This window comes from Rhizobium sp. 862_C5_N1_2 (assembly GCF_051811205.1).
Lineage (GTDB): Bacteria > Pseudomonadota > Alphaproteobacteria > Rhizobiales > Rhizobiaceae > Rhizobium > Rhizobium leguminosarum.
Window position 1 is genome coordinate 931691 of record NZ_JBPWPT010000001.1, and the last position, 21192, is coordinate 952882.

Sequence of the window (21192 nt, forward strand, 5' to 3'; positions counted from 1 at the left end):
CAGCGCATTCGCAGCTTTGTCGCTCACCCCCTCAACCGACCCGTCGGATGAGGGGGCCACACGGCACACCGATCATGTCCTCACACTCGCACCCACCTTGTCCCCATGGACGATCAAAACCCAATCTCCCCAGTTCCGGCCCACCGACCGCTGCGCTATAACCCTTGCCGAAAGGGAGTCGAGAACCATGCTGACACTGTATTACGCGCCGGGAACCTGCGCGCTCGCAAGCCTTATTGCCCTGGAAGAATCCGGCCTGGCCTTCGAAACGAAGAAGATCAGCCTCCGCGATGGCGAGCAGCGTTCGCCGGACTATCTGAAGATCAACCCGAAGGGCCGGGTGCCGGCACTGGTCACCGATTATGGCGTGCTGACGGAAACGCCGGCGATCCTGGCCTATATCGCCCAGAGCGCGCCGGCCGCCAAGCTGGCGCCGCTTGACGATGCCTTCGAATTTGCCAGGCTCCAGTCCTTTAACAGCTATATCTGCTCGACCGTGCATGTGAACCATGCCCATCGCCCGCGCGGCTCGCGCTGGGCCGACGAGCCGGCGGCAATCGAGGCAATGAAGGCCAAGGTGCCCGAGAACATGGCCGATTGTTTCACGCTGATCGAGCAGACGATGTTCGAAGGCCCATGGGTGATGGGTGAGGCCTATTCGCTCGCCGATCCCTATCTCTTCGTCATGACCGATTGGCTGCCATCGGACGGCGTCGATCCCGCCCGGTTCGAAAAGGCGAGCGACCACCACGCCCGCATGCTGCTGCGCCCCGCCGTCCAGCGGGCGCTGGCCTACGATCGGGCCTGACCGTTAAAACCTGCGGCAAGCTTCTTCGGCGCCCGGAACAGCCAGGCGCCGATCAGTCGCAACCGCAGTTCTTCGTCGCCGATCACGGCGGCGCGCACCGGCAGATGCGGCCAGCCGACATAATGATCGGTTTGAAAATAGACGTCAGGCGCCATTTCCAGCAGGTGATCCTTGTCGTCGAGCGAAATCGAGATCACGATCGTCTCGGCATTCTTCACCGCGACAAAACTCTTGCCGCCGACCTTCAGCGCCGGATTGCCATAGGAGGTGCTCTCCTCGACATCAGGCAGGCCGGCTTCCGCCGCCAGCCGCTTCAGGCGTTCGAAGATCGCATCGACGTCGTCGGCCATTGCTCCGCCCTTTCGGTTAGGGCGAACCTACCATATCTCACGCGCATTTCGCCAGCGGCGGCTTGGTCTCTTTGGGAAAGCCGGCCGGCATCCCGAGCGGCAGATCGGCGATTTCGCGCATTGACATGCGCTCGACCTCGGGATGTCGCAGCGGATCATCCTTCCAGGCTGGGGCAATTTCCGCGCTTGCCACCTGCCGAACAGGGGTGAAGAAAAACTTCAACAAAGACATGGCATGCCTCGCTTTCTCAGTAGCGCAGAAGGATGATCAATGGCGGCTGGCGCCTGCTGAACCATCCCATCCGCTCGCGTCCTGCGTTTGAATGGATTGCCTGTGCTTGCAATGTCGGCCTCAACAGGTAGATTTTCAATTGAGATTAATGCGGCGGCGCTATAGAAAAACTATATGAAGAACTTGAACATGGTCCATCTCAACGGCCTGCGCGCGCTGGAGGCCGTCGGTCGTCTCGGCTCGCTCCAGGCGGCGGCCGACGAACTCGGCGTCTCGGTTGGCGCCGTCAGCCAGCAGGTCATCAAGGCAGAAGCCCAGCTTGGTCAGGTGATCTTCGAGCGCACCGCCAGGGGCATGATCGCCACCGAAGCCGGCCAGCCGGTGCTTCTGGCGCTCGACGAGGGGTTCGCCCGTCTTTCGGCGGCGGTGTCGATCGCCAGCCGCAAGGACGATACGATCCTGACCATCTCGGTGGCGCCGGTTTTCGCCGCCCGCTGGCTGGTCTGCCGGCTCGACCGCTTCGCCGAGCGCCATCCCGACATCAAGCTGCGGCTGGATGCAACCACCAATCTCGTCAATCCGGCCCTCTGCGACGTCGATATCGGTATCCGCGTCGGTACCGGAAAATGGCCGGACGTGAAGGCAGAGCTGCTGTTGGAGCAGGAGGTCTTTCCCGTCTGTTCGCCCGAGATGGCGGCAAAATTGAAAGAGCCTGCCGATATTCTCGAACTGCCTGCCATCATCGATGGCCATGCCATGTTCACCTGGGAGGTCTGGATGCGCGAGGTCGGACTATCCGGTGCTACGCTTTCGACCCGTCACGTCTTCAACGACGCCTCGCTCTGCCTCGATGCGGCGATTGCAGGGCAGGGCGTCATGCTGGCCTGGCAGACCCTTGCCGCCTTTGCGCTCGCCGAAGGCCGGCTGGCCGCCCCCTTCGGCATTCGCGCGCCGACCGGCTTCGGTCATTATTTCGTCACCGCCGAAGGCACGCGCGAGCCGAAGAAGGTCAAGGATTTCAAGGCCTGGATCCGTGAGGAAATGGCCGGCACGCTCACACTTTTCCAGTAGTCCTCAAATTTCGATCGGCTCCTTGCCGCGGGTCGCCTGCATGGCCTTGTAAGCTGGGCGGGACTGGCAGCGCTCGATCCAGGCTTTGATATTCGGATGCGCCTGGAAAAGCGCCTCTTCGCTCTGAGCGTAGCGCAGCACCTCGGCGATGTTGAGATCGGCAACGGTAAAACGGTCGCCGACGATCCATTGCCGGCCGGCGAGGTGGCCTTCGAGAACCGCCAGCGGCCTGCGCAGCGAGCGGCAGGCAACCGCGATCGTCTGTTGGCCACCTTCGCTGTTTTCAAGCCCGTTATCATAGGTGAGTACGATCTTCACTGTGTGCGGTTCGACCTCCGCAGCCGCCCAGACCGTCCACATCGTCAGCAATCCGTCTTCTTCGACGGTTTGGCCGGAAAGCGGTCCGCCATGTTTACGGGCGAGGTAAAGATTGATCGCCAGCGACTCGTGCATGACGAGGTCGCCATCCCGAATGCTGGGGATCTGGGCCATCGGGTTGACGGCAATGAATTCAGGCGAATGCGTGTTGAGTGGCGCATCCTGAGATAGCGGATCTGCGAGCCGCCTTGCCTGCAGCACCGGCACCGAGCGGAATTCGAGCCCGAGTTCCTCCGCCATCCAGTAGACGCGTGAGGCGCGCGATCGATAGACTCCGTAGATTGTCAGCATGTCCATATCCCCTCGATGTGTCCGAGAGACCGTAAATGCCGGATCGGCGTGGGAAAAGTCCTTGTGGCTGATGGGATGATGAAAGCTTTTGATGGCCTTCAGGAGATACGGTTTCGCTCCACGGTCAGCTGCGCATAGGGCGAGCCGCCGCCTGCCATCTCGCCGGACACCTTCTTCTCCCACTGGAAGCCTAAAACCGCGCCTTCGGTGATCTCCTGGAAGATGTTGTCGGTGATGACCGCGGTCCCGGCGCCGTCGGCGACCGAGACGGCGCAACCGACCGGGGCCTTGCGCACCACATTGCCTGTCACAACGACGTTGCGCAGATAGGGACCCCAGCCGATCTGCAGCCCCCAGCGCGGCGCGCCCTCGATCACATTGCCTGAAATCAGCGTGTCGGCCTCCGCCGCGATGCCGATGCCGAAACCGACCTCGTGCTGGTAGGGACCTTTCAGCGTCAGGTTGCGCACGACATTGCCGGTAACGCTCGCCAGCCGGCCGCCCTCGTCGAAATTGGCGATCGAGATGCCGTTTGCCGCCCCGTCGATCATGTTGGCGGAAACGACGGCGCCTTCGAAGGCGAATTCGACATAGATCGCCGTCTCACCGGAGCGCCGGCACTGGTTGCTACTGATCTGGATATCCGAAGCCGAATTGGCGCGGATCGCCGTAAAGGCGCAGTCGGAGATGTGGTTGTTCGCCACCATCACCCCGTTGGCGCGGAAAATATTGATGCCGTTGCCGTTTTGGCCGGTGCCGCCGTCATTGGCGCGGATGTTGGAAATGCGGTTGCCGGAGACAACCGTGCCGTCCTCCGCCTTCTTCCAGCGATGCACCAGGATGCCGCCATTGCCGCAATCCGAGATCGTATTGCCGGTGACCGAAAGGTTGGTGGAATCCACCGCGTAAAGTCCGGATTGGGCAGCCCCCGAAATGTGACTGCGCTCGATCCTGCCGCCGCAGCGCTCCAGCTGCAGGCCATGTTTGCGGCTGCCGCCGATCTCGCAATTGTCGATCAGCACCTCGTCGACGCCGGTAAATTGCAACAGCCCGCCGGCATCGTCGCCAAGCCAGCGGTTGCCGCCGTCGATGACGAGATTGGAAAGCTCGATCCGCCGCACGTTCTCGGCCGAAAACAGGTGGCCGTCGCCGGTATAGACGATCCGTGAAGCGCCAGGCACGCCAGTGATGCGGGTATTGTCGGGCAAGGTGAGGTTGGAGACCCGGTAGGTGCCGGGCGGCAGGAACACCGGCACGTTCGCGCGCGCCGCCTGTTTGATCATCTGCTCAAGGTTGCGTGTCTTGCGGTCGCCACTTTCGGGAATGGCGCGATATTCCACCGCGTCGATTGTCCCACGCAGGTCGGGCTGAGCGGCCGCCGTCAGCGGCGAGGCGACGGCGCGTGATGTCCCTCCCGCAACGGCCGAGGCCGCGAGGAATAAAAGCATGTCGCGGCGTGAGGGCATCCCGGGTACTCCTTTCATAAGGCGCCCGTAGCAGGAAACGTGCCAGGCGGGCATGTATTCTTTTGGCACAAGCTTGGCAAAGGCGGGCGAAATTGCCGTCGTGGCGAGCGCGACGGCAGGATATCGCCGCTTATATTGTCGTCTTGTTCACCCTTTCATTTAAGCAAGCCGAAGGAAATGAGGACTACTTTTAAGGGAAATTCTATGATGACGGGTGTGGGATACGGCCTTCGGCCGGCGGGGAGAATGGCGGCATGCACGAACCGAGTGCCAGGCGATGGGAATCAGCCGATGCCCTGACGGCCGAAACGCGGCGCATCGTCGCCGCGACGGAGGCAATGATGGCATCGACCGCCCACCACTTTTCCGAGGGTATCGAGAACCTCCGCCTCAAGGAAATCGTCCACGAGCTTCCGGATTTTCTCTACGTCAAGGATCGTGACAGCCGCTTCGTCTTTGCCAATGCCGTCACCGCCAGCAGCCTTGGCCTGGAGAGCGCTGCGCTGATGACCGGCAAGCGCGATTTTGACCTGTTCGATTTCGAGACGGCGCTCCACCATTTCGATATCGAGCAGCAGATCATGACGACGGGCGAAGCCCGCATCGACATGGAGGAATCCTACGTCCTTCCCGGCAGTAGAAGACCGATATGCCGGCTGACCTCGAAGATCCCGCTGCGCAACGATCGCGGCGAAATCGTCGGCCTGATCGGTGTTTCCCGTGATATCACCGAACGCAAGCGCCAGGAGGATCTGCATCGCGGCCAGGCGAGCCTGCTCGAAATGATTGCCCGCAACGAGCCGTTGCCGATGATCCTCGAGGCGCTCGTGCTGATGATCGAGGCGCAACTGACCGGGATCGACGGATCGGTGCTGCTGCTCGACAGCGAGGGCACCAGGCTCTATCACGGCGCCTCTCCCAATCTGCCCGGCGGCTACAGCCGCCTCATCGATGGTGTCACGATCGGTCCGAAGGTCGGCTCCTGCGGCACCGCCGCGTGGCGCGGTCAGACCGTGATCGTCGAGGACGTGATGAGCGATCCGCTCTGGGAGGATTTTCGCGCGTTGATTGCCCCGTTCGGTTTCCGCTCCTGCTGGTCGACGCCGATCGCCACATCGCAGAACAATGTGCTCGGCACGTTCGCGCTCTATTCCAGGGAAGTCCGCCGTCCCACCGAGCACGAGATGACGCTGGTGGCGCTCGCCACCCATATCGCCGGCATCGCCATCGAGCGCAAGCGTGTCGACGACCGCATTCATTTCATGGCCCATCATGACGATCTCACGGGCCTGCCGAACCGCGCCTTCCTGAAGGAGCGGCTCGCGAGTATCCTCGACCAGGCCCGGCGCAACAACCGCAAGGTGACCGTCGCCTATATCGATCTCGACAATTTCAAGGACATCAATGATGGCCGCGGCCACGCCGCCGGCGACGAGGTGCTGAAGGAGATCGCCGCCCGGATGGCCAATAGCGTCAGGGCGTCAGATATGGTGGTGCGTCTCGGCGGCGACGAATTCCTCGTGGTGCTCGTCCACCAGTCGAGCCACGATGCCGGCATCACGCGCCGTCTTCGCGAGCTGCAGAAGGCGATCAACCGGCCGATCCGCGGCGCGGACGGCGAGATCACCGTCACCTCGAGCATCGGTGTCGCTGCCTTCCCCTTCGATGGCGCAACCTCGGAAGAGCTTCTCGCCAATGCCGACCGCGCCATGTACCGCGCCAAGGAACTCGGCCGCAACACATTGCAACATCACGAGGGCGGCAGCACGCCCCTCGGAATGCCGCTCGGCGAGCACGAGGAACTGCACCTGGCGATCGCCGGCGACCAACTGTTCCTGCAATATCAGCCGCAGGTCGATGTCGCCACCGGCCGCATCACCGGGCTCGAGGCGCTGGTTCGCTGGAACCATCCGGCCAAGGGCAGGCTGCCGCCGGTCAATTTCATTCCGCTCGCCGAAGAGACCGGCCTGATCGTCCCCCTCGGTCTCTGGGTGCTGAACGAGGCCTGCCGCCAGGCGCGCAACTGGCAGGATATGGGCCTGCCGCCGCTGACGATCGCCGTCAACGTCTCCGCCAAGCAGTTTGCCGATCCGGATTTCGCAACCCATGTCACCGAAGCGCTCGAGCGCCACCGCCTGCAGTCGCGCTGGCTGGAGCTGGAGGTCACCGAAAGCGTGGTGATGCACGATGCCGAACGCGCGCTCGCCATGATGGAATCGCTGCGGGCGCTGGGCGTTCGCCTGTCGATCGACGATTTCGGATCCGGCTATTCCAGCCTCGCTGCACTGAAGACTTTCCCCTTCGACCGCCTGAAGATGGACCGTTCGTTGGTCGAGGCCCTGCCGGGCGACAAGACCGCCGTCGCCATCGCCTCGGCCGTCATCTCGCTGGCGCAGACGCTGAAGCTTTCGGTTCTCGCCGAGGGTGTCGAAACCGACGCCCAGATGGATTTCCTGCGCCAGGCGCGTTGCGAGGAGGCGCAAGGCTACCGCTTCTCGAAACCCGTCTCCCCGGAGGAGATCCCGGCATTGTTGCGGGCGCGGAGCCTCTAGAGCCTTTCCGGGTTAGATTGAAGCATTCTGCCGGAGCAGGTTTTCGTCAGGATCAAAGGCGATTGGCGACGGGCATACCCCAAGGTACGTCCGAGCCGATCGCCTTTGATCCTGGCGGAAAGATGCCCGGCCCTTCGGGTTGGCTGAAACGGGCCGGCTGATCGACCGGCCGGCTTGGCCGTAGAGCCGGGCTACGACGCGCGCCGGCCGGTCGACCATCCGACTCCGTTTGAGCCAACAGAATGCTTCAATCTAACCCGGAAAGGCTCTATTGCATGTCGCCCAAAAGTGTGCAGCGGTTTTGGGAGAACGACATGCACAAAAGGAAACATTGAAAGACGCCGCATCGATCAGGTCGATGCGGCGTCTTTCAAGCTCTATTTCGCAAGCTTGCCGATCGCCTCGATCTCGTTCGTCCATATGCCCGCCGCATAGTTTGGCGGCAGCCGCGCCAGTTGCGCGGGGTCATCGATGCCGGTGGAAAAATCGCTGCCGCGATAGGGACCGAGCACGAAGACCTCGGTCCCGGCATCCGCCATCCGGTTGAGAAAACGGTCCGGCCAGCCCCAGAGCCACGGGGCGATATTGATCGGCACCAGCATCATCGCATGTTTGCATTCGTCCGGCAGCAGGCCGGTCCAGCCATAGCCGATATAGCCGAACAGGCAGCCCTTCAGGCTCTTGCGCGAGGCGGTCTTGATATCGGGTGCCATCCGGCGCAGCACGTCGATCGGCTCGTCACCGCCATAGACGATAATCTCGGCCCGTCTTTCCTGGGAAAGTCCGTTGAGCACTGTGGCGAGCTTTTCGCCCTCGGAAGGATCGCGGCTCTTGACGTTGATGAGGAAGCGCCGATCCGGAAAGGTCGACAGCACCTCGGCAAGGGTCGGCATTATGCCGATGCCCCTGCCGCGAAAGGGAAAGGTCTTGCCGCCATCGGCGGTATAGCCATAGCCGATGTCGAGCCTCTTCATGTCAGCCATCGAATGCTCGCGGGTGACGCCATGCCCGTCGGTGCGGCAGTCGAGCGTCCAATCGTGAAAGACGGCGAACTGCCCGTCCGTTGTCGGATGTACGTCGATCTCGACGATATCGGCGCCGGCCGCAAAGCCTGCCTGCATCGAGCGGATGGTGTTTTCGAGATAATCGTGTTTTGGCGGCAGCATGCGGCTCGCCGTGCAGGTGTCGTTCTTGAGATCGGTTTCGTCGAAGCGCTGGGCGATGCCGCGATGGGCGAGCAGCACCGGTTTTCCCGGTCGGTGTTCGGCTATCAGGCTGGTATTGTTGAGGTAGATGCCCGCCGCGACGACCGCGATTGCCGCCGCACAATAGAAAAACTTCCTGCCCAATGCTGATCCCCCTGGTTGCATCGCAAGGGCTAGAAAGCGATTCTGGTTGTTCTTGGGCTGTTTTCCGGCTTTTCTATGCCATCGGTCTATTCGCCGGACGGGAGCCTCATCGCTATGGAACCACAAGACGACGAGCTCATCCATTTCGAGACGCATGGCGGCGCCCCATTGCCGCCGGCAGCAGTTGAAGGGCATGTCGCGCGCGACGGTGCCCGCATCTGGTATGCGTCCTACGGCGCAGGTCCCCCTGTCATTCTGCTGCATGGCGGCCTTGGTCACAGCGGCAACTGGGGCTATCAGGTCCCGGCACTGTTGCGCCGCGGCCGCCGCGTCGTGCTGATCGACAGCCGTGGCCATGGAAGAAGCACCCGCGATGCCCGTCCCTATAGCTATGAGCTGATGGCCTCCGACGTGCTCGCCGTCATGGACGCGCTGCATCTCGACAAGGCGGCCGTCGTCGGCTGGAGCGACGGCGCCTGCATCGCCCTGATTCTCGCCATGACGGCGCCGTCACGCGTCGAGGGGGTCTTCTTTTTCGCCTGCAACATGGATCCGAGCGGCACGCTGGAATTTGTTCCGAGCCCGGTCATCGACCGATGCTTCAGCCGGCACGCCAAGGACTATGCCGCATTGTCCACCACGCCTGACGATTTTAATCCATTCGTCGAGGCGGTCAGCCTGATGATGCGGACGGAGCCGAATTATCAGGCCGCCGACTTGGGCCTGATCCGGGTGCCGGTCGCAATCGTTCTCGGCGAGCGCGACGAATTCATCAAGCCCGACCATGCCGAATATCTTGCTCGCAGCATTCCGAACGCTGAGATGATCTATCTCACAGGCGTCAGTCATTTCGCGCCGCTGCAGCGGCCGGGTGAGTTTAATGTCGCTGTGGTCAACTTTCTCGACGGGATAGGGTCATGACATTGCAGTCGTTGAGCCGCGCCCCATTCCATAGTCCGTTCTTCCCGCCCTCTGGCCTCGCGTCCATTTCCCGCTATCTCTCGTTTCATGAGACCTGATGCGCTGCTTTATCCCGCCCCGGAGGGGCTCTATTGCCCCGAGGGCGGCTTCTATGTCGATCCGGTGCGGCCGGTCGAGCAGGCGCTCGTCACCCACGGCCATTCGGATCATGCCCGCCCGGGCCATGTAAACGTGCTTGCCACCCGCCAGACGCTCGACATCATGCGCCTGCGTTACGGCGACGGCTTTTGTGCCAGCGAGCAGGCCGCAGCCTTCGGCGAGAAACTGCTGGTCAACGGCGTCAAGGTAAGCTTTCATCCCGCCGGCCATGTGCTCGGCTCCGCCCAGATCGCCATTGAGAAGAACGGCACACGCATCGTCGTCTCCGGCGACTACAAGCGCCGCCCCGATCCGACCTGCGCCGCCTATGTGCCGGTTGCCTGCGATGTCTTCATCACCGAGGCGACCTTCGGCCTGCCGGTCTTCCATCATCCCGATCCAATGGAGGAGATAGCCAAGCTGCTGGCGTCGCTGCGGCAATTTCCCGAGCGCACCCATCTCGTCGGCGCCTATGCGCTGGGGAAGGCCCAGCGCGTCATCCGGCTGCTGCGCGATGCCGGTTATGCCGAACCGATCTATATCCACGGCGCCATGGAAAAACTCTGCGACTATTATATCGAGCAGGGCATCGATCTCGGCGAGCTGCTGCCGGCGACGATCGAAAGCCGCGACAAATCAGTCTTCAAGGGTGCGGTCGTCATCGGCCCGTCATCGGCCTTCGCCGACCGCTGGGCCCGGCGCTTCAACGAGCCGCTGCCGGCCTTCGCCTCCGGCTGGATGATGGTGCGCCAGCGCGCCAAACAGCTCGGCGTCGAACTGCCGCTCGTCATCTCCGATCATTGCGACTGGCCGGAGCTGACCGAAACGATCCGGGAATTGCACCCGGCCGAGGTTTGGGTGACGCATGGCCGCGAGGAGGCCTTGGTGCGCTGGTGCCAATTGCAGGGCATCAAGGCGAAACCGCTGCATCTGGTAGGTTATGAGGATGAGGCCGATTGAGGAGATGAGCAATATCCCGCGTCAAAACCCCTCCGAAGTCGGGAGGCGCCCATGAAAGCCTTCGCCGACCTCCTCGACCGCCTGGTGCTCACACCCAGCCGCAACGGCAAACTGAAGCTGCTGACCGACTATTTCCGCGATACGCCCGATCCTGACCGCGGCTATGGCCTTGCCGCCATTGCCGGCACGCTGGAGGTGCGCAACGTCAAGCCCGCCATGCTGCGTGAGCTGGTGCTCGAGCGCATGGACGAGGTGCTGTTCCGCTATTCCTATGATTATGTCGGCGATCTCGCCGAAACCATCTCGCTTGTCTGGGACAATGAGAGGGATTTCGACCGCTCGGCGCTCGCCCAGCCGCGTCTCGGCGAGGTCGTCACCGGCATGAACGCACTCGGCCGCACAGAAGTGCGCAGCTTCGTCCGTGACCTGCTCGACCGGCTGGATTCGTCCGGCCGTTTCGCCTTCATCAAGCTGGCGACCGGCGCCATGCGCATCGGCGTTTCCGCTCGCCTTGCCAAGCAGGCGCTGGCCGATCTCGGCGACAAGGACGTCACCGAGATCGAAACCCTCTGGCACGGTCTGCAGCCGCCCTATGAGACGCTGTTTGAATGGCTGGCGAATGGCGGCGAAAAACCGGTGCTGGCCACACCGGCAATCTTTCACTCCGTCATGCTCGCCAATGCGGTGGAGGAGGGCGATCTCACTGGTCTCGATCCGGCCGACTATGTCGCCGAATGGAAATGGGACGGCATCCGCGTGCAGCTCTCCCGCTCCGGCGACAGGCGCAAGATCTATTCCCGCTCCGGCGACGACATTTCAGGCGCCTTTCCCGATATTCTCGACGCGATCAGTTTTTCCGGCGTCGTCGACGGCGAGCTGCTGGTTGGCGGCACCGCCCGCTCCAACAGCCCGACCCGGACCTTCTCCGACCTGCAGCAGCGCCTGAACCGCAAGACGGTGACGACGAAGATGCTCGGCGACTATCCCGCCTTCATCCGCACCTATGACCTGCTCTTCGACGACGAGGAGGATGTCCGCGGCCGGACCTATATCGATCGCCGCGACCGGTTGACCGAGATCATCGACCGCGCCCCCCATGACCGTTTCGATCTCTCGCCGCTCGTGCCGTTCTCGTCGTGGGAAGAGCTCGACGCTCTCCGCGCCGCGCCGCCCGATCCGGTCATCGAAGGCGTGATGATCAAGCGCCGCGACAGCATCTACCAGGCCGGCCGCATGAAGGGCCCCTGGTTCAAGTGGAAGCGCAACCCCTATAATGTCGATGCGGTGCTGATGTATGCCCAGCGCGGCCACGGCAAGCGCTCCAGCTACTATTCTGATTTCACCTTCGGCGTCTGGGCCGATGACGAGGACGGCGAACAGCTGGTGCCTGTCGGCAAGGCCTATTTCGGCTTCACCGATGCCGAACTCGAGGTGCTCGACAAGTTCGTGCGTGACAATACCACTGAGCGCTTCGGCCCGGTGCGCGCCGTGCGCGCCGACAAGGATTTTGGCTTCGTCGTCGAAGTGGCCTTCGAGGGCATCAACCGCTCGACCCGGCACAAATCGGGGGTCGCCATGCGTTTCCCCCGCATCGCCCGCCTTCGCCCCGACAAGCCCTCCTACGAGGCCGACCGGCTGCGCACGCTGATCGCCATGATCGACGCCAAGCCGGAATGAGGTTGCATGCCCTGCGCAACAATGACGCAGGGCAATATTTTCAACATCATGTGTATTGGCGGCAACGATCTTCCGGTGCAGATTCTGCGTGCCGGGGAAATGATGGGTGCGTTATGAGCTCGCTTGAACAAAATTCCTTTTTCCGTCAACGCCGTGCCGTTCTGGCGGGTCTTGCCGGTGCACTCATCCTGCCGCGCATGGCAGCCGCGTTTGATGTCCCGGACGAGCCGCGCCTCGCCAAGCACGACTATGCCAAGGTCCGCCACCATTTCCGCACCAAGCTGTTGCAGAAAGGCCCGGCGCCCGACAAATACGAACCGCTGAATGCGCCTGCCGATGCCGACAAGATCTTCTACCGCTCCGGCTACGGCGAGCTGGAACTGGCGGCCTGGGTTTCCAAATACAAGCGCGAGCGCGCCGCCAAACCGGCCGTGCTCTTCCTGCACGGCGGCAATGCCATGGGCATCGGCCACTGGCAGCTGATGAAGCCCTATATGGATGCCGGTTATGTCGTGATGATGCCGTCGCTGCGCGGCGAAAACGGCCAGATGGGCAATTTCTCCGGCTTCTACGACGAGGTCGACGACGTGCTGGCCGCCACCGAGCGCCTGGCGCATCTGCCGGGCGTCGACCCCGAACGGCTGTTCATCGCCGGCCACAGCATCGGCGGCACGTTGACCATGCTGACGGCGATGACCACCCACAAGTTCCGCGCCGCCGCGCCGATTTCGGGCAACCCCAACGCCTTCCGCTTTTTCAGCCGCTATCCCCAGGATATCCGCTTCGACGACAGCAATGAGCATGAATTCGAGGTGCGCTCGGCTCTGTGTTACGCCCAGAGCTTCAAATGCCCGGTGCGTGTCGTCCACGGCACCGAGGAGCCGCATTTCAACGACCGCGCCGATCTGCTTGCCCGCCGCGCCCGCGCCGCCGGCATCCATATCGAGACCGAAACCGTCGCCGGCAATCATACCTCGGCGCTGCCGGCCGAGATCGAACAGAGCATCCGCTTCTTCCACGGGGTGGCGGCCTGAGTTTCGCCGCCACCGGCAATTGCGATTAAGTGCCCTGGACGATTGATCCGCGATCCCGCCACCGATGGCGGCGGGCTGGTCGTTCCTGACCTTGTGCCTTTTCCACCCCAACGCCAGCCTCGCGCCAGCCGCGGATGCCATCGTCCCGGCAGATGTCGTTGTCTGCCGATCGTTGATAAGGGTGGTTCCATGAATTTTCTGCGCCGGGTCTTCCCGATTGCCGGGCTCGTGATTGCGGTTGCGTCGCTGAGCGGGTGCAACATCCTCATTCCCGATGTCGCCGCCGATTCGCCCGCCCGCTTCGTCCAGGAAACCTCGCCGGTCTTCTATCAGCCGCCTGGCGTCGATCCGCGCCGGGTGCGGCCTATCCCCGATCAGCCGGTGCCGCAGACGCGTGAACTCTACAAGACCCAGTTCCACCAGACCTACGGCCTGCCGGTCACCAATCCCGTGCATATGGCGATGTATGGGGAGCTTCGCGACGCGGATTTCACCCTGCCGGCGATCCCGGTCAGCCGCGTGCAGCCGCAGTTCCTGCGCCAGGAGGTCGATTATCAGACGACCGAGCGTCCCGGCACCGTGGTCGTCGATACCAAGGCGCATTTCCTCTATTTCGTCGAGGGCAACGGCAAGGCGATGCGTTACGGTGTCGGCCTCGGCCGCGACGGTTACGCCTGGTCGGGCCGCGGCGTCATCCAGTGGAAGCAGAAGTGGCCGCGCTGGACGCCGTCGGTCGAAATGGTCTCGCGCCAGCCTGAGGTTCGCCCGTTCGGGGCGGAGAATGGCGGCATGAATCCGGGGCTGATGAACCCGCTCGGCGCGCGCGCCATGTATATCTTCAAGGACGGGCAGGATACGCTCTATCGCGTCCACGGCACGCCCGACTGGCAATCGATCGGCAAGGCCACATCGTCGGGCTGCGTGCGCATGCTGAACCAGGACGTCGTCGATCTTTACGACCGCGTGCCTGCCAGGGCCGAGATCGTTGTGATGTAGCGCTGCAACAGCGCTGCTCATATCGTCCGCTTCAGGCCGGACACGTCTGCGTGAAGCTATGGTTTATTTGGCGCAAGCCGATAGATCTTCTCTTGTTGTTATCGGCATCGGGCGAATCGCTGGTTTATCAGCCCTTTCGTCCGGCTTCCCGCATCAGAGGAAATCAGTCCCGCGTCATGAGCTTCGATAGACATCTTTCCCGCCGCAGCTTTCTTTCCTTTTCGGCATTGACCGCAGCCTCCGCGCTCACCGGCTGCGCCTCCTCAGGCAATACGGTAACATCGGGCGATACGTCGATCATCTATCGTTCGCCCATGCGCCTGTTCCAGTCCCCGGCCGCGTCAAGCGTGCCGAGCGGGCCCGAGCTTGCCGTCATGTATGGCCCGGTTGAGGATGGCGGCTTTCTCATTCCCGCCGTTCCCTACGAGCAGATCGATCCGCGCTATTATCGCCAGCGCGTCGTCGATCCCACCGGCCAGCCGCCCGGCACCATCGTCGTCGATACGCCGTCGCGTTTCCTTTATCTCGTCCAGGGCGACGGCATGGCGATGCGCTACGGCGTCGGCATCGGCCGCGAGGGTTTCGCCTGGCAGGGGTCGGGCGTCATCCAGTGGCGTCAGAAATGGCCGCGCTGGAAACCGCCGAACGAGATGGTCGCCCGCCAGCCGGAACTCGTCAAATATTCGATCGACAACGGCGGCATGGAGCCTGGCCTGAAAAACCCGCTTGGCGCCCGCGCGCTCTACATCTTCTCGAATGGAGAGGACACGCTTTATCGCCTGCACGGCAATCCCGATTGGCGCTCGATCGGCAAGGCCGTCTCTTCGGGCTGCGTGCGGCTGCTGAACCAGGATATCATCGATCTCTACGATCGCGTTCCGACAAAGGCGCCGATCGTCGTCTGGCAGTAATTTTCACCCAGGCGGCCGCGATCCGGCCGCCTCGGACCGATCCCTTTGTCCCCGGGCAAGCAGGTTGCTTTCCCCTGGACAAGAGCTTCATATTGCGCCCGCAAGAGAATTATTTTCCGAAATACCATTGCTTAATTCGGTAAATATCCTACATGGTGCGTATCGAATTGCTTGCGACCTTTGTCCACGCGCTTGAGCGCACCGTCAGATATCCTCTCAACATCGATACGGCTTGTCGGATATCTCTCCGCAGGCGAACACAAACGGTTGAAAAGGAGATCGTTATGAATTCAGGCGTCGTCAAGTGGTTCAATGGCACCAAGGGTTTTGGCTTCATTCAGCCGGATGATGGTTCTACGGACGTTTTCGTCCATATTTCAGCGGTTGAACGCGCCGGCATGCGCGAACTCGTTGAAGGTCAGAAGATCCGCTACGATCTCGTCCGCGACAAGAAGTCCGGCAAGAATTCGGCTGATAATCTTCAGGCCGCATGATTTGTCATTCGCCTCTGCTGACCATGAGTATGGCAGCGGGCTGGCCATGTGCTGGCGGCAAGCTGACCACGGATGTACTGGCAGCGAGCTGACCAGGGGTGGCGGTGAGCTGACCATACGGGCAGCGGGCTGAGTGACTGGAAGAGGTCGGGTCCGAGCCCGGCCTTTTTGCTTTGATCGCAGGCTTTTCCGGAATGGCCCTCGGTCGTTCCGGAATGGCCCCTGGTCGTTCTGATTGACCGATTGAGCAGCCGAAGAGTCGAAGGGACGCTGAAATGGGCAGACCAAACTATAAAGTCGGCGACATGATCGTGCTGAAGTCCGGCCTCACCCGCACGGCGAAAGCCGACAAGCGGTGCCGGATCTCCAGCATCCTGCCCAACGACCATGGGCATGTGCAATACCGCGTCCAGTTCGACGCAGAGAATTTCGAACGCCGCATCACTGAGGCCGACATCGATACCGGGGAAACGCCATCCAGGGTTTCCCCCCAAGCGGCGGCCAAGTCCGATGGCGCCGAACCCTGGCTGAAGTTTTCGAGCATCAAAATCGGGAAGTAGTCCCGGGTTTTTTATTTTGGACAGTGCGGCCTCGCCGCCGCAACAGGAAGGATATCGTTTTGCAGGTACTCGTCAGGGACAACAATGTCGATCAGGCGCTCCGCGTGCTCAAGAAAAAGATGCAGCGGGAAGGCCTGTTCCGGGAAATGAAGGCGCGCAGCGCCTTTGAAAAGCCGTCCGAGAAGCGCGCCCGCGAAAAGGCCGAGGCCATTCGCCGCCAGCGCAAGCTTGCCCGCAAGAAGCTGCAGCGCGAAGGTCTGCTGCCGGCACCGAAGAAAGTTCTCCGCACCCGCTGATCCCGGCCGGGGAGTCGCGGTCCGGCCGTGGCATCACGGTCCGACCGCGGAATCATGGTTTCAGCCGTGAGATCACGGCTTTCAGCCGCGGATTCATGGCTTGCAGCGCTGCGCGTCTTTTGAGACGCGCAATGGACGCTGTAACACTTTGAATTTCTGCATAATTCCTTGAGCCAATTCCGATTTAAGGAATTATGCTGTAGCGCCGCCATCACCTGGGAAAGGGGCACATGACCGCCACCAAGGGAGAATTCTTCAATCCCGCCAAGCTCTCGTCTCGCGACAAGGCAGAAGCGACCGATCACACGGCGCGTGCCATCATCGCCGCCGAGGCGTCGGCCCGTGACAAGAAGACGGAGAAGCTGAAGGCGCTGCGTTTGCAGCAGGAGGCCGAGGCCGAACCTAAGGCAGCTCCTGCAAAGAAGCGTCGGTCGCCGGCTAAGCCGCGGCCCTGATCTCTCGGAGCGCACGCTGATGAGGGTCTACCGGGTGGACGCGTTCAGCCTCCGTCCGCGCCGGCCCGCCCGAGATTACCCCGCAGCCGATGCAGCATGTCGCGCATCTCGGCCATTTCCTTAAGCGTGCAGCCTGCGGCTTGCCCGATCGCCATCATGATCGTATCGATCTCCCCCTTCATAGCCTCACCTCTAGGGGTCAGCGACACGATCACCTGCCGTTCGTCGCGCAGGTCGCGGATGCGCTTGATCAGCCCGCTCTGTTCCAGCCGTTTCAACAGCGGCGACAGCGTGCCGGAATCGAGATCCAACTGCTCGCCGATCGTCTTGACCGGCAATTCGCCGCGTTCCCAGAGCACCAGCATCACCAGATATTGCGGATAGGTCAGGCCGACCTTGTCGAGGATCGGCTTGTAGGCGCGGGTGAAAGCATGCGCCGTCGCATAGACCGCGAAGCACAGCTGTTTTTCCAGCCGCTTCTCCTCTTGCGGTATCTCCATCGTCTTCGTCGTGTGCGCTTTCATATCCATCATCCCTAGAGCATTCCCGTTTTTCTTCGAATCACGAAATGCTCTATCCCTTTGTTTTCACGCAATTCCGGGCGCAAAACCGCTGCGCACTTTTGCTGGAATTGCTCTAGAACATGATGCCGAAAAGTTTCAGCGGTTTTCGGGCGACATCATGCTCTAACTCTTTAATTTAGAACAGGATTCAGATTCTAGGCCGGCGCGGCTAAGATCATCCTGTTCTAAGGCCCGATTGTCCTCCTTTCGAATTCGAAATGCAATTTGCAAAATTCACTTGCGTACAATTTAATTGTGCGATACTAAAAATCCAACCCCATCGAAGGGCCAACCAAAGGAGATCGTCATGCCTATTCTCTATACGACCAAAGCCTCTGCCACCGGCGGCCGCGCAGGCCGCGCCGTTTCCGAAAACGGCGTTCTGGACGTGACCCTGACCGTCCCCAAGGAACTCGGCGGCGACGGTGCGACCGGCACCAATCCCGAACAGCTCTTCGCTGCCGGCTACTCCGCCTGCTTCCTCGGTGCATTGAAATTTGTCGCGGGCCAGCAGAAGGTCAAGATTCCGGAAGACACGACGGTCTCCGCCAAGGTCGGCATCGGCCCGCGGGAAGATGGCGGCGGCTTCGGCATCGAAGTGGCGCTGACGGTTGACATTCCGGGTCTCGACCGCGAAACGGCTGAAAAGCTCGCAGCCGCAGCCCATATCGTCTGCCCCTACAGCCACGCCATGCGCACCTCGACCGAGGTTCCGGTCACCGTCGCCTGATCGATTTTAAAAAGCTGGCAGCCGTATCGGCTGCCGCCATCTGCCGGTCGGGTAGGGTGCTATCCGGCCGGCTTCGGCGTTTCTGCCGCCATTCATGACAGCGCCAGCAGATCCTGCCGCAGCCTTGCGACCCTGCCATCCGGCAGCTTTCCGTCGATCATCGCATGCGTGCTTTCCCAGATCGGCAGCGCTCTCACCAACACCGCCTTGCCCTCAGTGGTGAGGCTCAGCAGCCGACCGCGCCTGTCCCTCGGGTTCTCCATCACCGTCACCCAGCCCTTGCGCTGTAACGGCTTCAGCGCCGCCGTCAGCGTCGTCTGGTCCATGGCGAGGAGGGCGGCGACCGGCCCCATTGGCGGTGGCTCCGGCCGGTTCAGCGACATCATCAGCGAAAACTGCCCATTGGTCAGCCCGGCCGGCCTCAGCGCGTCGTCGAACAGCCGGGCAAGCGCGCGCGCTGCCCGCTGCACATGCAGGCAGAGGCAGGTGTCGCGCACCATCAGCGTCGTGGAAAAGGGAATCTCGATCGAATTTGACATGCTTCATTTCTATTGATATCAATGTATTTAGTCAAGGAGAAGGAGATGAGCCGGCTTCACCGGCAAGCGCCGGAGGAGGGCGCACTCCATGCAGAATGAGGTTGTTTCCCGCGAAGAGTGGCTGGAGGCCCGCCGTGCCCTGCTGGCAGAGGAGAAAGAGGCGACGCGGCTGCGCGACAGCGTCAACGCTGCCCGTCTGGCGCTGCCCTGGGTAAAGGTCGACAAGGATTATGTCTTCGAAACGCCCGAGGGCAGGAAGTCGCTCGCCGATCTCTTCGACGGTCGCAGCCAGTTGCTGATCTACCATTTCATGCTCGGCCCGGATTGGGATGCCGGCTGCACCGGCTGCTCCTTCCTATCGGATCATGTCGATGGCGCCCTGCCGCATCTGAACCATCATGACGTTACCTGGGTCGCCGTTTCGCGCGCGCCGCTTGACAAGATCGCCGCCTACAAACGGCGCATGGGTTGGAAATTTCCCTGGGTCTCTTCTTTCGGCAGCGATTTCAATTTCGATTATCACGTTTCTTTTAGCCCCGAGGATCTTGCCAAAGATAAGGTCTTCTACAATTTCACGCCTATGCAGCCGGCTGATGCCAATGACGAACTGCCGGGCCTCAGCGCTTTCTACCGCAACGACAAGGGTGAGATCTTCCATACCTATTCGAGCTATGCTCGCGGGCCGGAAGAACTGATCGGCACCCTGATGATCCTCGACCGCGCGCCGAAGGGCCGCAACGAGGACAGCACGATGAATTTCGTGCGCCGCCACGACGAATATGAGGAGGCCGCCAAGGCGCCATCCTGCTGTCACTGAGCCGGAGCATGATGCCGAAAAGTGTAAGCGGTTTTGCGTCCGGAATGCGGAAAACAAGCGCCACCATCACTCAAGGGAGAAGAGGATGATGAAGACCGCTGAAGTGCTGAAGGAACATTCCTTTCTGGAAAGGCTGATCGGCGACTGGACCGTCACCGCACCCGACATGAGTGGCGGTGAGCCCTGGACCGAGACCGTCCGCTCGCTGCACGGCATCTGGTTCGTCGCCGAAGGGACCGGCCGCATGCCGGACGGTAAGGAGGCCACCAGCATCCTGACGCTCGGCTACAACGCCACAAAGGGCAAGTATGTCGGCAGCTGGATCGGCAGCATGATGGACTATATGTGGGTCTATGAGGGCGAGGTCGATGCGTCAGGCAATGTGCTGGACCTTTATACGACAGGGCCCGACTTCAACGACGAGGGACTTGCCGAGTACCGCGAGCAGATCATCTTCGTCGATGCCGATCACCGCACCTTCGTCTCCAGCGCCAAGCAGCCGGATGGCGCCTGGAAGCAGTTCATGGAAGCGCATTACGCCCGCAGGATCTGACAATCACGGCGCTCACCCTCGAAATAGGGGCCTTGCAAAGAGGCCTCCGAAGAGGAGCGTCGAAAAAGGGAGAGTATGATGTCTGAGACGCATGGAAAGTTCATCTGGTGCGAGTTGATGACCCCCGACACATCAGCTGCCGCGAAATTCTACAGCTCGGTCGTCGGCTGGACCACCTCCGAAATGAAAATGGAGGGCATGCCCACCTATACGATCTTCGAGGCGAACGGCATCGGCGTCGCCGGCCTGATGGAATTTCCGGCCGAACTCGAGGGCAAGGGCATTCCACCGAACTGGACGGGTTATGTCGACGTTGACGACGTTGACCAGTCGGCCAAGGATTTTGCCGCCAATGGCGGTTCGGTCCGCCGTCCGCCGGAAGACATCCCGACCATCGGCCGCTTCGCCGTCGTCGCCGATCCGCATGGCGCGGTGCTCTGCATCATGACGCCGGCGCCGATGGAAAATCCCATGCCGGAACTGGCCTTCGACGCCCCCGGCAATATCGGCTGGCGCGAACTCTATGCTGCCAATGGCGAAGAAGCGCTGGCCTTCTATTCCAAGCGGTTCGGCTGGACGAAGCACAGCGAATTCGACATGGGTCCGATGGGCGTCTATTATCTCTTCGCCCATAACGGCAGGCAGATCGGCGGCATGATGACCAAGCCGGAAAACCTTCCGATGCCCTTCTGGTGCTATTATTTCATCGTGCCGACCCTCGACGCTGCAACCGAACGCCTCACCTCGGGCGGCGGCAAGGTCGTCCACGGCCCGATGGAAGTCCCTGGCGGCAGCTGGATCGTCCAGGCCACCGACCCGCAAGGCGCCTTCTTCTGTCTGGTCGCACCGAAGCGGTAGGTTTGGGAGCGACGTTGGCGGTGTGCCGTGCAGCCCCCTCATCCGCCCTACGGGCACCTTCTCCCCGAGGGGAGAAGGGGGAATCGAGACGTCGCCACGAGTTTCTTCTCCCCAGCGGGGAGAAGGTGGCGGCAGCCGGATGAGGGGGCCTCACGGCACACCGTCAACAACAATTACGCTCCGGATCCCACCA

Annotated in this window: 24 protein-coding genes; 17 read left to right on the plus strand and 7 right to left on the minus strand. The window is 61.8% G+C overall.

What is annotated here, in order from left to right:
• Positions 1-187: 187 nt before the first annotated feature.
• Positions 188-808 carry a glutathione S-transferase family protein gene (locus ACD590_RS04710; RefSeq protein ID WP_028734131.1) on the plus strand — a complete coding sequence of 207 codons (621 nt, stop codon included), beginning with the start codon at positions 188-190 and terminating at the stop codon, positions 806-808.
• On the opposite strand, the gene ACD590_RS04715 is transcribed toward ACD590_RS04710, so the two are convergent.
• Entirely contained in the window at positions 793-1158 is a 366-nt protein-coding gene (locus ACD590_RS04715) for an MmcQ/YjbR family DNA-binding protein (RefSeq protein ID WP_018241170.1), read from the minus strand. The two genes, ACD590_RS04710 and ACD590_RS04715, sit on opposite strands and share 16 nt — an antisense overlap.
• A 37-nt stretch (positions 1159-1195) precedes the next feature.
• Complete coding sequence (locus tag ACD590_RS04720) at positions 1196-1390, minus strand: hypothetical protein (RefSeq protein WP_028734130.1); 195 nt, start codon at positions 1388-1390, stop codon at positions 1196-1198.
• A gap of 174 nt (positions 1391-1564) precedes the next feature.
• Here ACD590_RS04720 and ACD590_RS04725 point away from each other — a divergent pair, with 174 nt between their 5' ends.
• Entirely contained in the window at positions 1565-2461 is an 897-nt protein-coding gene (locus ACD590_RS04725) for a LysR substrate-binding domain-containing protein (protein ID WP_439002252.1), read from the plus strand.
• Positions 2462-2464: 3 nt separating this feature from the next.
• Here the strand turns inward: ACD590_RS04725 and ACD590_RS04730 are convergent, their stop codons facing one another.
• Both ACD590_RS04730 and ACD590_RS04735 read right to left on the minus strand, forming a co-directional pair.
• A complete protein-coding gene (locus ACD590_RS04730; protein ID WP_439002253.1) occupies positions 2465-3130 on the minus strand; it encodes a glutathione S-transferase family protein in 666 nt (221 codons plus the stop codon).
• Between the two features lie 98 nt (positions 3131-3228).
• Positions 3229-4596 (minus strand): TIGR03808 family TAT-translocated repetitive protein, encoded by a 1368-nt coding sequence (locus ACD590_RS04735; RefSeq protein ID WP_439002254.1) that lies wholly within the window; start codon positions 4594-4596, stop codon positions 3229-3231.
• Positions 4597-4850: 254 nt separating this feature from the next.
• Between ACD590_RS04735 and ACD590_RS04740 the strand changes: the two genes are divergently transcribed.
• Positions 4851-7148, plus strand: coding sequence for a sensor domain-containing protein (locus tag ACD590_RS04740; RefSeq protein WP_018241176.1), 2298 nt, complete (start codon positions 4851-4853; stop codon positions 7146-7148).
• A gap of 377 nt (positions 7149-7525) precedes the next feature.
• Here the strand turns inward: ACD590_RS04740 and ACD590_RS04745 are convergent, their stop codons facing one another.
• Positions 7526-8497 (minus strand): glycerophosphodiester phosphodiesterase family protein, encoded by a 972-nt coding sequence (locus tag ACD590_RS04745; protein WP_439002255.1) that lies wholly within the window; start codon positions 8495-8497, stop codon positions 7526-7528.
• A 114-nt stretch (positions 8498-8611) separates the two neighbouring features.
• Here ACD590_RS04745 and ACD590_RS04750 point away from each other — a divergent pair, with 114 nt between their 5' ends.
• The 10 genes from ACD590_RS04750 (at position 8612) to ACD590_RS04795 (ending at position 16939) form a co-directional block, all read left to right on the plus strand.
• Positions 8612-9418 (plus strand): alpha/beta fold hydrolase, encoded by an 807-nt coding sequence (locus tag ACD590_RS04750; protein WP_018241178.1) that lies wholly within the window; start codon positions 8612-8614, stop codon positions 9416-9418.
• 87 nt (positions 9419-9505) lie between these two features.
• A complete protein-coding gene (locus tag ACD590_RS04755) occupies positions 9506-10516 on the plus strand; it encodes a ligase-associated DNA damage response exonuclease (protein ID WP_439002256.1) in 1011 nt (336 codons plus the stop codon).
• Positions 10517-10567: 51 nt separating this feature from the next.
• Positions 10568-12193: a cisplatin damage response ATP-dependent DNA ligase gene (locus ACD590_RS04760; RefSeq protein ID WP_018241180.1), complete on the plus strand. Its 1626-nt coding sequence runs from the start codon at positions 10568-10570 to the stop codon at positions 12191-12193.
• A gap of 113 nt (positions 12194-12306) precedes the next feature.
• Complete coding sequence (locus ACD590_RS04765; RefSeq protein ID WP_018449444.1) at positions 12307-13227, plus strand: alpha/beta hydrolase family protein; 921 nt, start codon at positions 12307-12309, stop codon at positions 13225-13227.
• Between the two features lie 189 nt (positions 13228-13416).
• Entirely contained in the window at positions 13417-14223 is an 807-nt protein-coding gene (locus ACD590_RS04770; protein ID WP_439002257.1) for a L,D-transpeptidase, read from the plus strand.
• Between the two features lie 176 nt (positions 14224-14399).
• A complete protein-coding gene (locus ACD590_RS04775) occupies positions 14400-15134 on the plus strand; it encodes a L,D-transpeptidase family protein (protein WP_439002258.1) in 735 nt (244 codons plus the stop codon).
• A gap of 284 nt (positions 15135-15418) precedes the next feature.
• Positions 15419-15628: a cold-shock protein gene (locus tag ACD590_RS04780; protein WP_003546468.1), complete on the plus strand. Its 210-nt coding sequence runs from the start codon at positions 15419-15421 to the stop codon at positions 15626-15628.
• A 275-nt stretch (positions 15629-15903) separates the two neighbouring features.
• A complete protein-coding gene (locus ACD590_RS04785) occupies positions 15904-16188 on the plus strand; it encodes a hypothetical protein (protein WP_018241184.1) in 285 nt (94 codons plus the stop codon).
• Between the two features lie 59 nt (positions 16189-16247).
• Positions 16248-16484, plus strand: a complete 237-nt coding sequence (gene rpsU, locus ACD590_RS04790) for a 30S ribosomal protein S21 (RefSeq protein ID WP_018241185.1) — start codon at positions 16248-16250, stop codon at positions 16482-16484.
• 230 nt (positions 16485-16714) lie between these two features.
• Entirely contained in the window at positions 16715-16939 is a 225-nt protein-coding gene (locus tag ACD590_RS04795; RefSeq protein ID WP_003546479.1) for a hypothetical protein, read from the plus strand.
• A 44-nt stretch (positions 16940-16983) separates the two neighbouring features.
• On the opposite strand, the gene ACD590_RS04800 is transcribed toward ACD590_RS04795, so the two are convergent.
• Positions 16984-17472 (minus strand): MarR family winged helix-turn-helix transcriptional regulator, encoded by a 489-nt coding sequence (locus ACD590_RS04800; RefSeq protein ID WP_018241186.1) that lies wholly within the window; start codon positions 17470-17472, stop codon positions 16984-16986.
• A gap of 337 nt (positions 17473-17809) precedes the next feature.
• Here ACD590_RS04800 and ACD590_RS04805 point away from each other — a divergent pair, with 337 nt between their 5' ends.
• On the plus strand, positions 17810-18232 hold the full coding sequence (locus tag ACD590_RS04805; RefSeq protein WP_018241187.1) for an organic hydroperoxide resistance protein: 423 nt from the start codon (positions 17810-17812) through the stop codon (positions 18230-18232).
• Between the two features lie 92 nt (positions 18233-18324).
• Here the strand turns inward: ACD590_RS04805 and ACD590_RS04810 are convergent, their stop codons facing one another.
• Positions 18325-18771, minus strand: coding sequence for a MarR family winged helix-turn-helix transcriptional regulator (locus ACD590_RS04810; protein WP_018241188.1), 447 nt, complete (start codon positions 18769-18771; stop codon positions 18325-18327).
• Positions 18772-18859: 88 nt separating this feature from the next.
• Here ACD590_RS04810 and ACD590_RS04815 point away from each other — a divergent pair, with 88 nt between their 5' ends.
• From ACD590_RS04815 to ACD590_RS04825, 3 genes are all read left to right on the plus strand, one after another.
• Positions 18860-19588 (plus strand): DUF899 domain-containing protein, encoded by a 729-nt coding sequence (locus ACD590_RS04815; RefSeq protein ID WP_018241189.1) that lies wholly within the window; start codon positions 18860-18862, stop codon positions 19586-19588.
• 85 nt (positions 19589-19673) lie between these two features.
• Positions 19674-20141 carry a DUF1579 domain-containing protein gene (locus ACD590_RS04820; RefSeq protein ID WP_182565383.1) on the plus strand — a complete coding sequence of 156 codons (468 nt, stop codon included), beginning with the start codon at positions 19674-19676 and terminating at the stop codon, positions 20139-20141.
• Positions 20142-20219: 78 nt separating this feature from the next.
• The gene (locus ACD590_RS04825) at positions 20220-20999 is read left to right on the plus strand and encodes a VOC family protein (RefSeq protein ID WP_028733807.1); all 780 of its coding nucleotides are present in this window, start codon (positions 20220-20222) and stop codon (positions 20997-20999) included.
• The last annotated feature ends 193 nt before the right edge of the window (positions 21000-21192 follow it).

Bases quoted from the DNA above. Each gene is read 5' to 3' on its own strand.
- ACD590_RS04710 (WP_028734131.1), top strand. From the start codon at position 188: ATGCTGACACTGTATTACGCGCCGGGAACCTGCGCGCTCGCAAGCCTT.
- ACD590_RS04715 (WP_018241170.1), bottom strand. From the start codon at position 1,158: ATGGCCGACGACGTCGATGCGATCTTCGAACGCCTGAAGCGGCTGGCG.
- ACD590_RS04720 (WP_028734130.1), bottom strand. From the start codon at position 1,390: ATGTCTTTGTTGAAGTTTTTCTTCACCCCTGTTCGGCAGGTGGCAAGC.
- ACD590_RS04725 (WP_439002252.1), top strand. From the start codon at position 1,565: ATGAAGAACTTGAACATGGTCCATCTCAACGGCCTGCGCGCGCTGGAG.
- ACD590_RS04730 (WP_439002253.1), bottom strand. From the start codon at position 3,130: ATGCTGACAATCTACGGAGTCTATCGATCGCGCGCCTCACGCGTCTAC.
- ACD590_RS04735 (WP_439002254.1), bottom strand. From the start codon at position 4,596: ATGCCCTCACGCCGCGACATGCTTTTATTCCTCGCGGCCTCGGCCGTT.
- ACD590_RS04740 (WP_018241176.1), top strand. From the start codon at position 4,851: ATGCACGAACCGAGTGCCAGGCGATGGGAATCAGCCGATGCCCTGACG.
- ACD590_RS04750 (WP_018241178.1), top strand. From the start codon at position 8,612: ATGGAACCACAAGACGACGAGCTCATCCATTTCGAGACGCATGGCGGC.
- ACD590_RS04755 (WP_439002256.1), top strand. From the start codon at position 9,506: ATGAGACCTGATGCGCTGCTTTATCCCGCCCCGGAGGGGCTCTATTGC.
- ACD590_RS04760 (WP_018241180.1), top strand. From the start codon at position 10,568: ATGAAAGCCTTCGCCGACCTCCTCGACCGCCTGGTGCTCACACCCAGC.
- ACD590_RS04765 (WP_018449444.1), top strand. From the start codon at position 12,307: ATGAGCTCGCTTGAACAAAATTCCTTTTTCCGTCAACGCCGTGCCGTT.
- ACD590_RS04770 (WP_439002257.1), top strand. From the start codon at position 13,417: ATGAATTTTCTGCGCCGGGTCTTCCCGATTGCCGGGCTCGTGATTGCG.
- ACD590_RS04775 (WP_439002258.1), top strand. From the start codon at position 14,400: ATGAGCTTCGATAGACATCTTTCCCGCCGCAGCTTTCTTTCCTTTTCG.
- ACD590_RS04780 (WP_003546468.1), top strand. From the start codon at position 15,419: ATGAATTCAGGCGTCGTCAAGTGGTTCAATGGCACCAAGGGTTTTGGC.
- ACD590_RS04785 (WP_018241184.1), top strand. From the start codon at position 15,904: ATGGGCAGACCAAACTATAAAGTCGGCGACATGATCGTGCTGAAGTCC.
- ACD590_RS04795 (WP_003546479.1), top strand. From the start codon at position 16,715: ATGACCGCCACCAAGGGAGAATTCTTCAATCCCGCCAAGCTCTCGTCT.
- ACD590_RS04800 (WP_018241186.1), bottom strand. From the start codon at position 17,472: ATGATGGATATGAAAGCGCACACGACGAAGACGATGGAGATACCGCAA.
- ACD590_RS04805 (WP_018241187.1), top strand. From the start codon at position 17,810: ATGCCTATTCTCTATACGACCAAAGCCTCTGCCACCGGCGGCCGCGCA.
- ACD590_RS04810 (WP_018241188.1), bottom strand. From the start codon at position 18,771: ATGTCAAATTCGATCGAGATTCCCTTTTCCACGACGCTGATGGTGCGC.
- ACD590_RS04815 (WP_018241189.1), top strand. From the start codon at position 18,860: ATGCAGAATGAGGTTGTTTCCCGCGAAGAGTGGCTGGAGGCCCGCCGT.
- ACD590_RS04820 (WP_182565383.1), top strand. From the start codon at position 19,674: ATGATGAAGACCGCTGAAGTGCTGAAGGAACATTCCTTTCTGGAAAGG.
- ACD590_RS04825 (WP_028733807.1), top strand. From the start codon at position 20,220: ATGTCTGAGACGCATGGAAAGTTCATCTGGTGCGAGTTGATGACCCCC.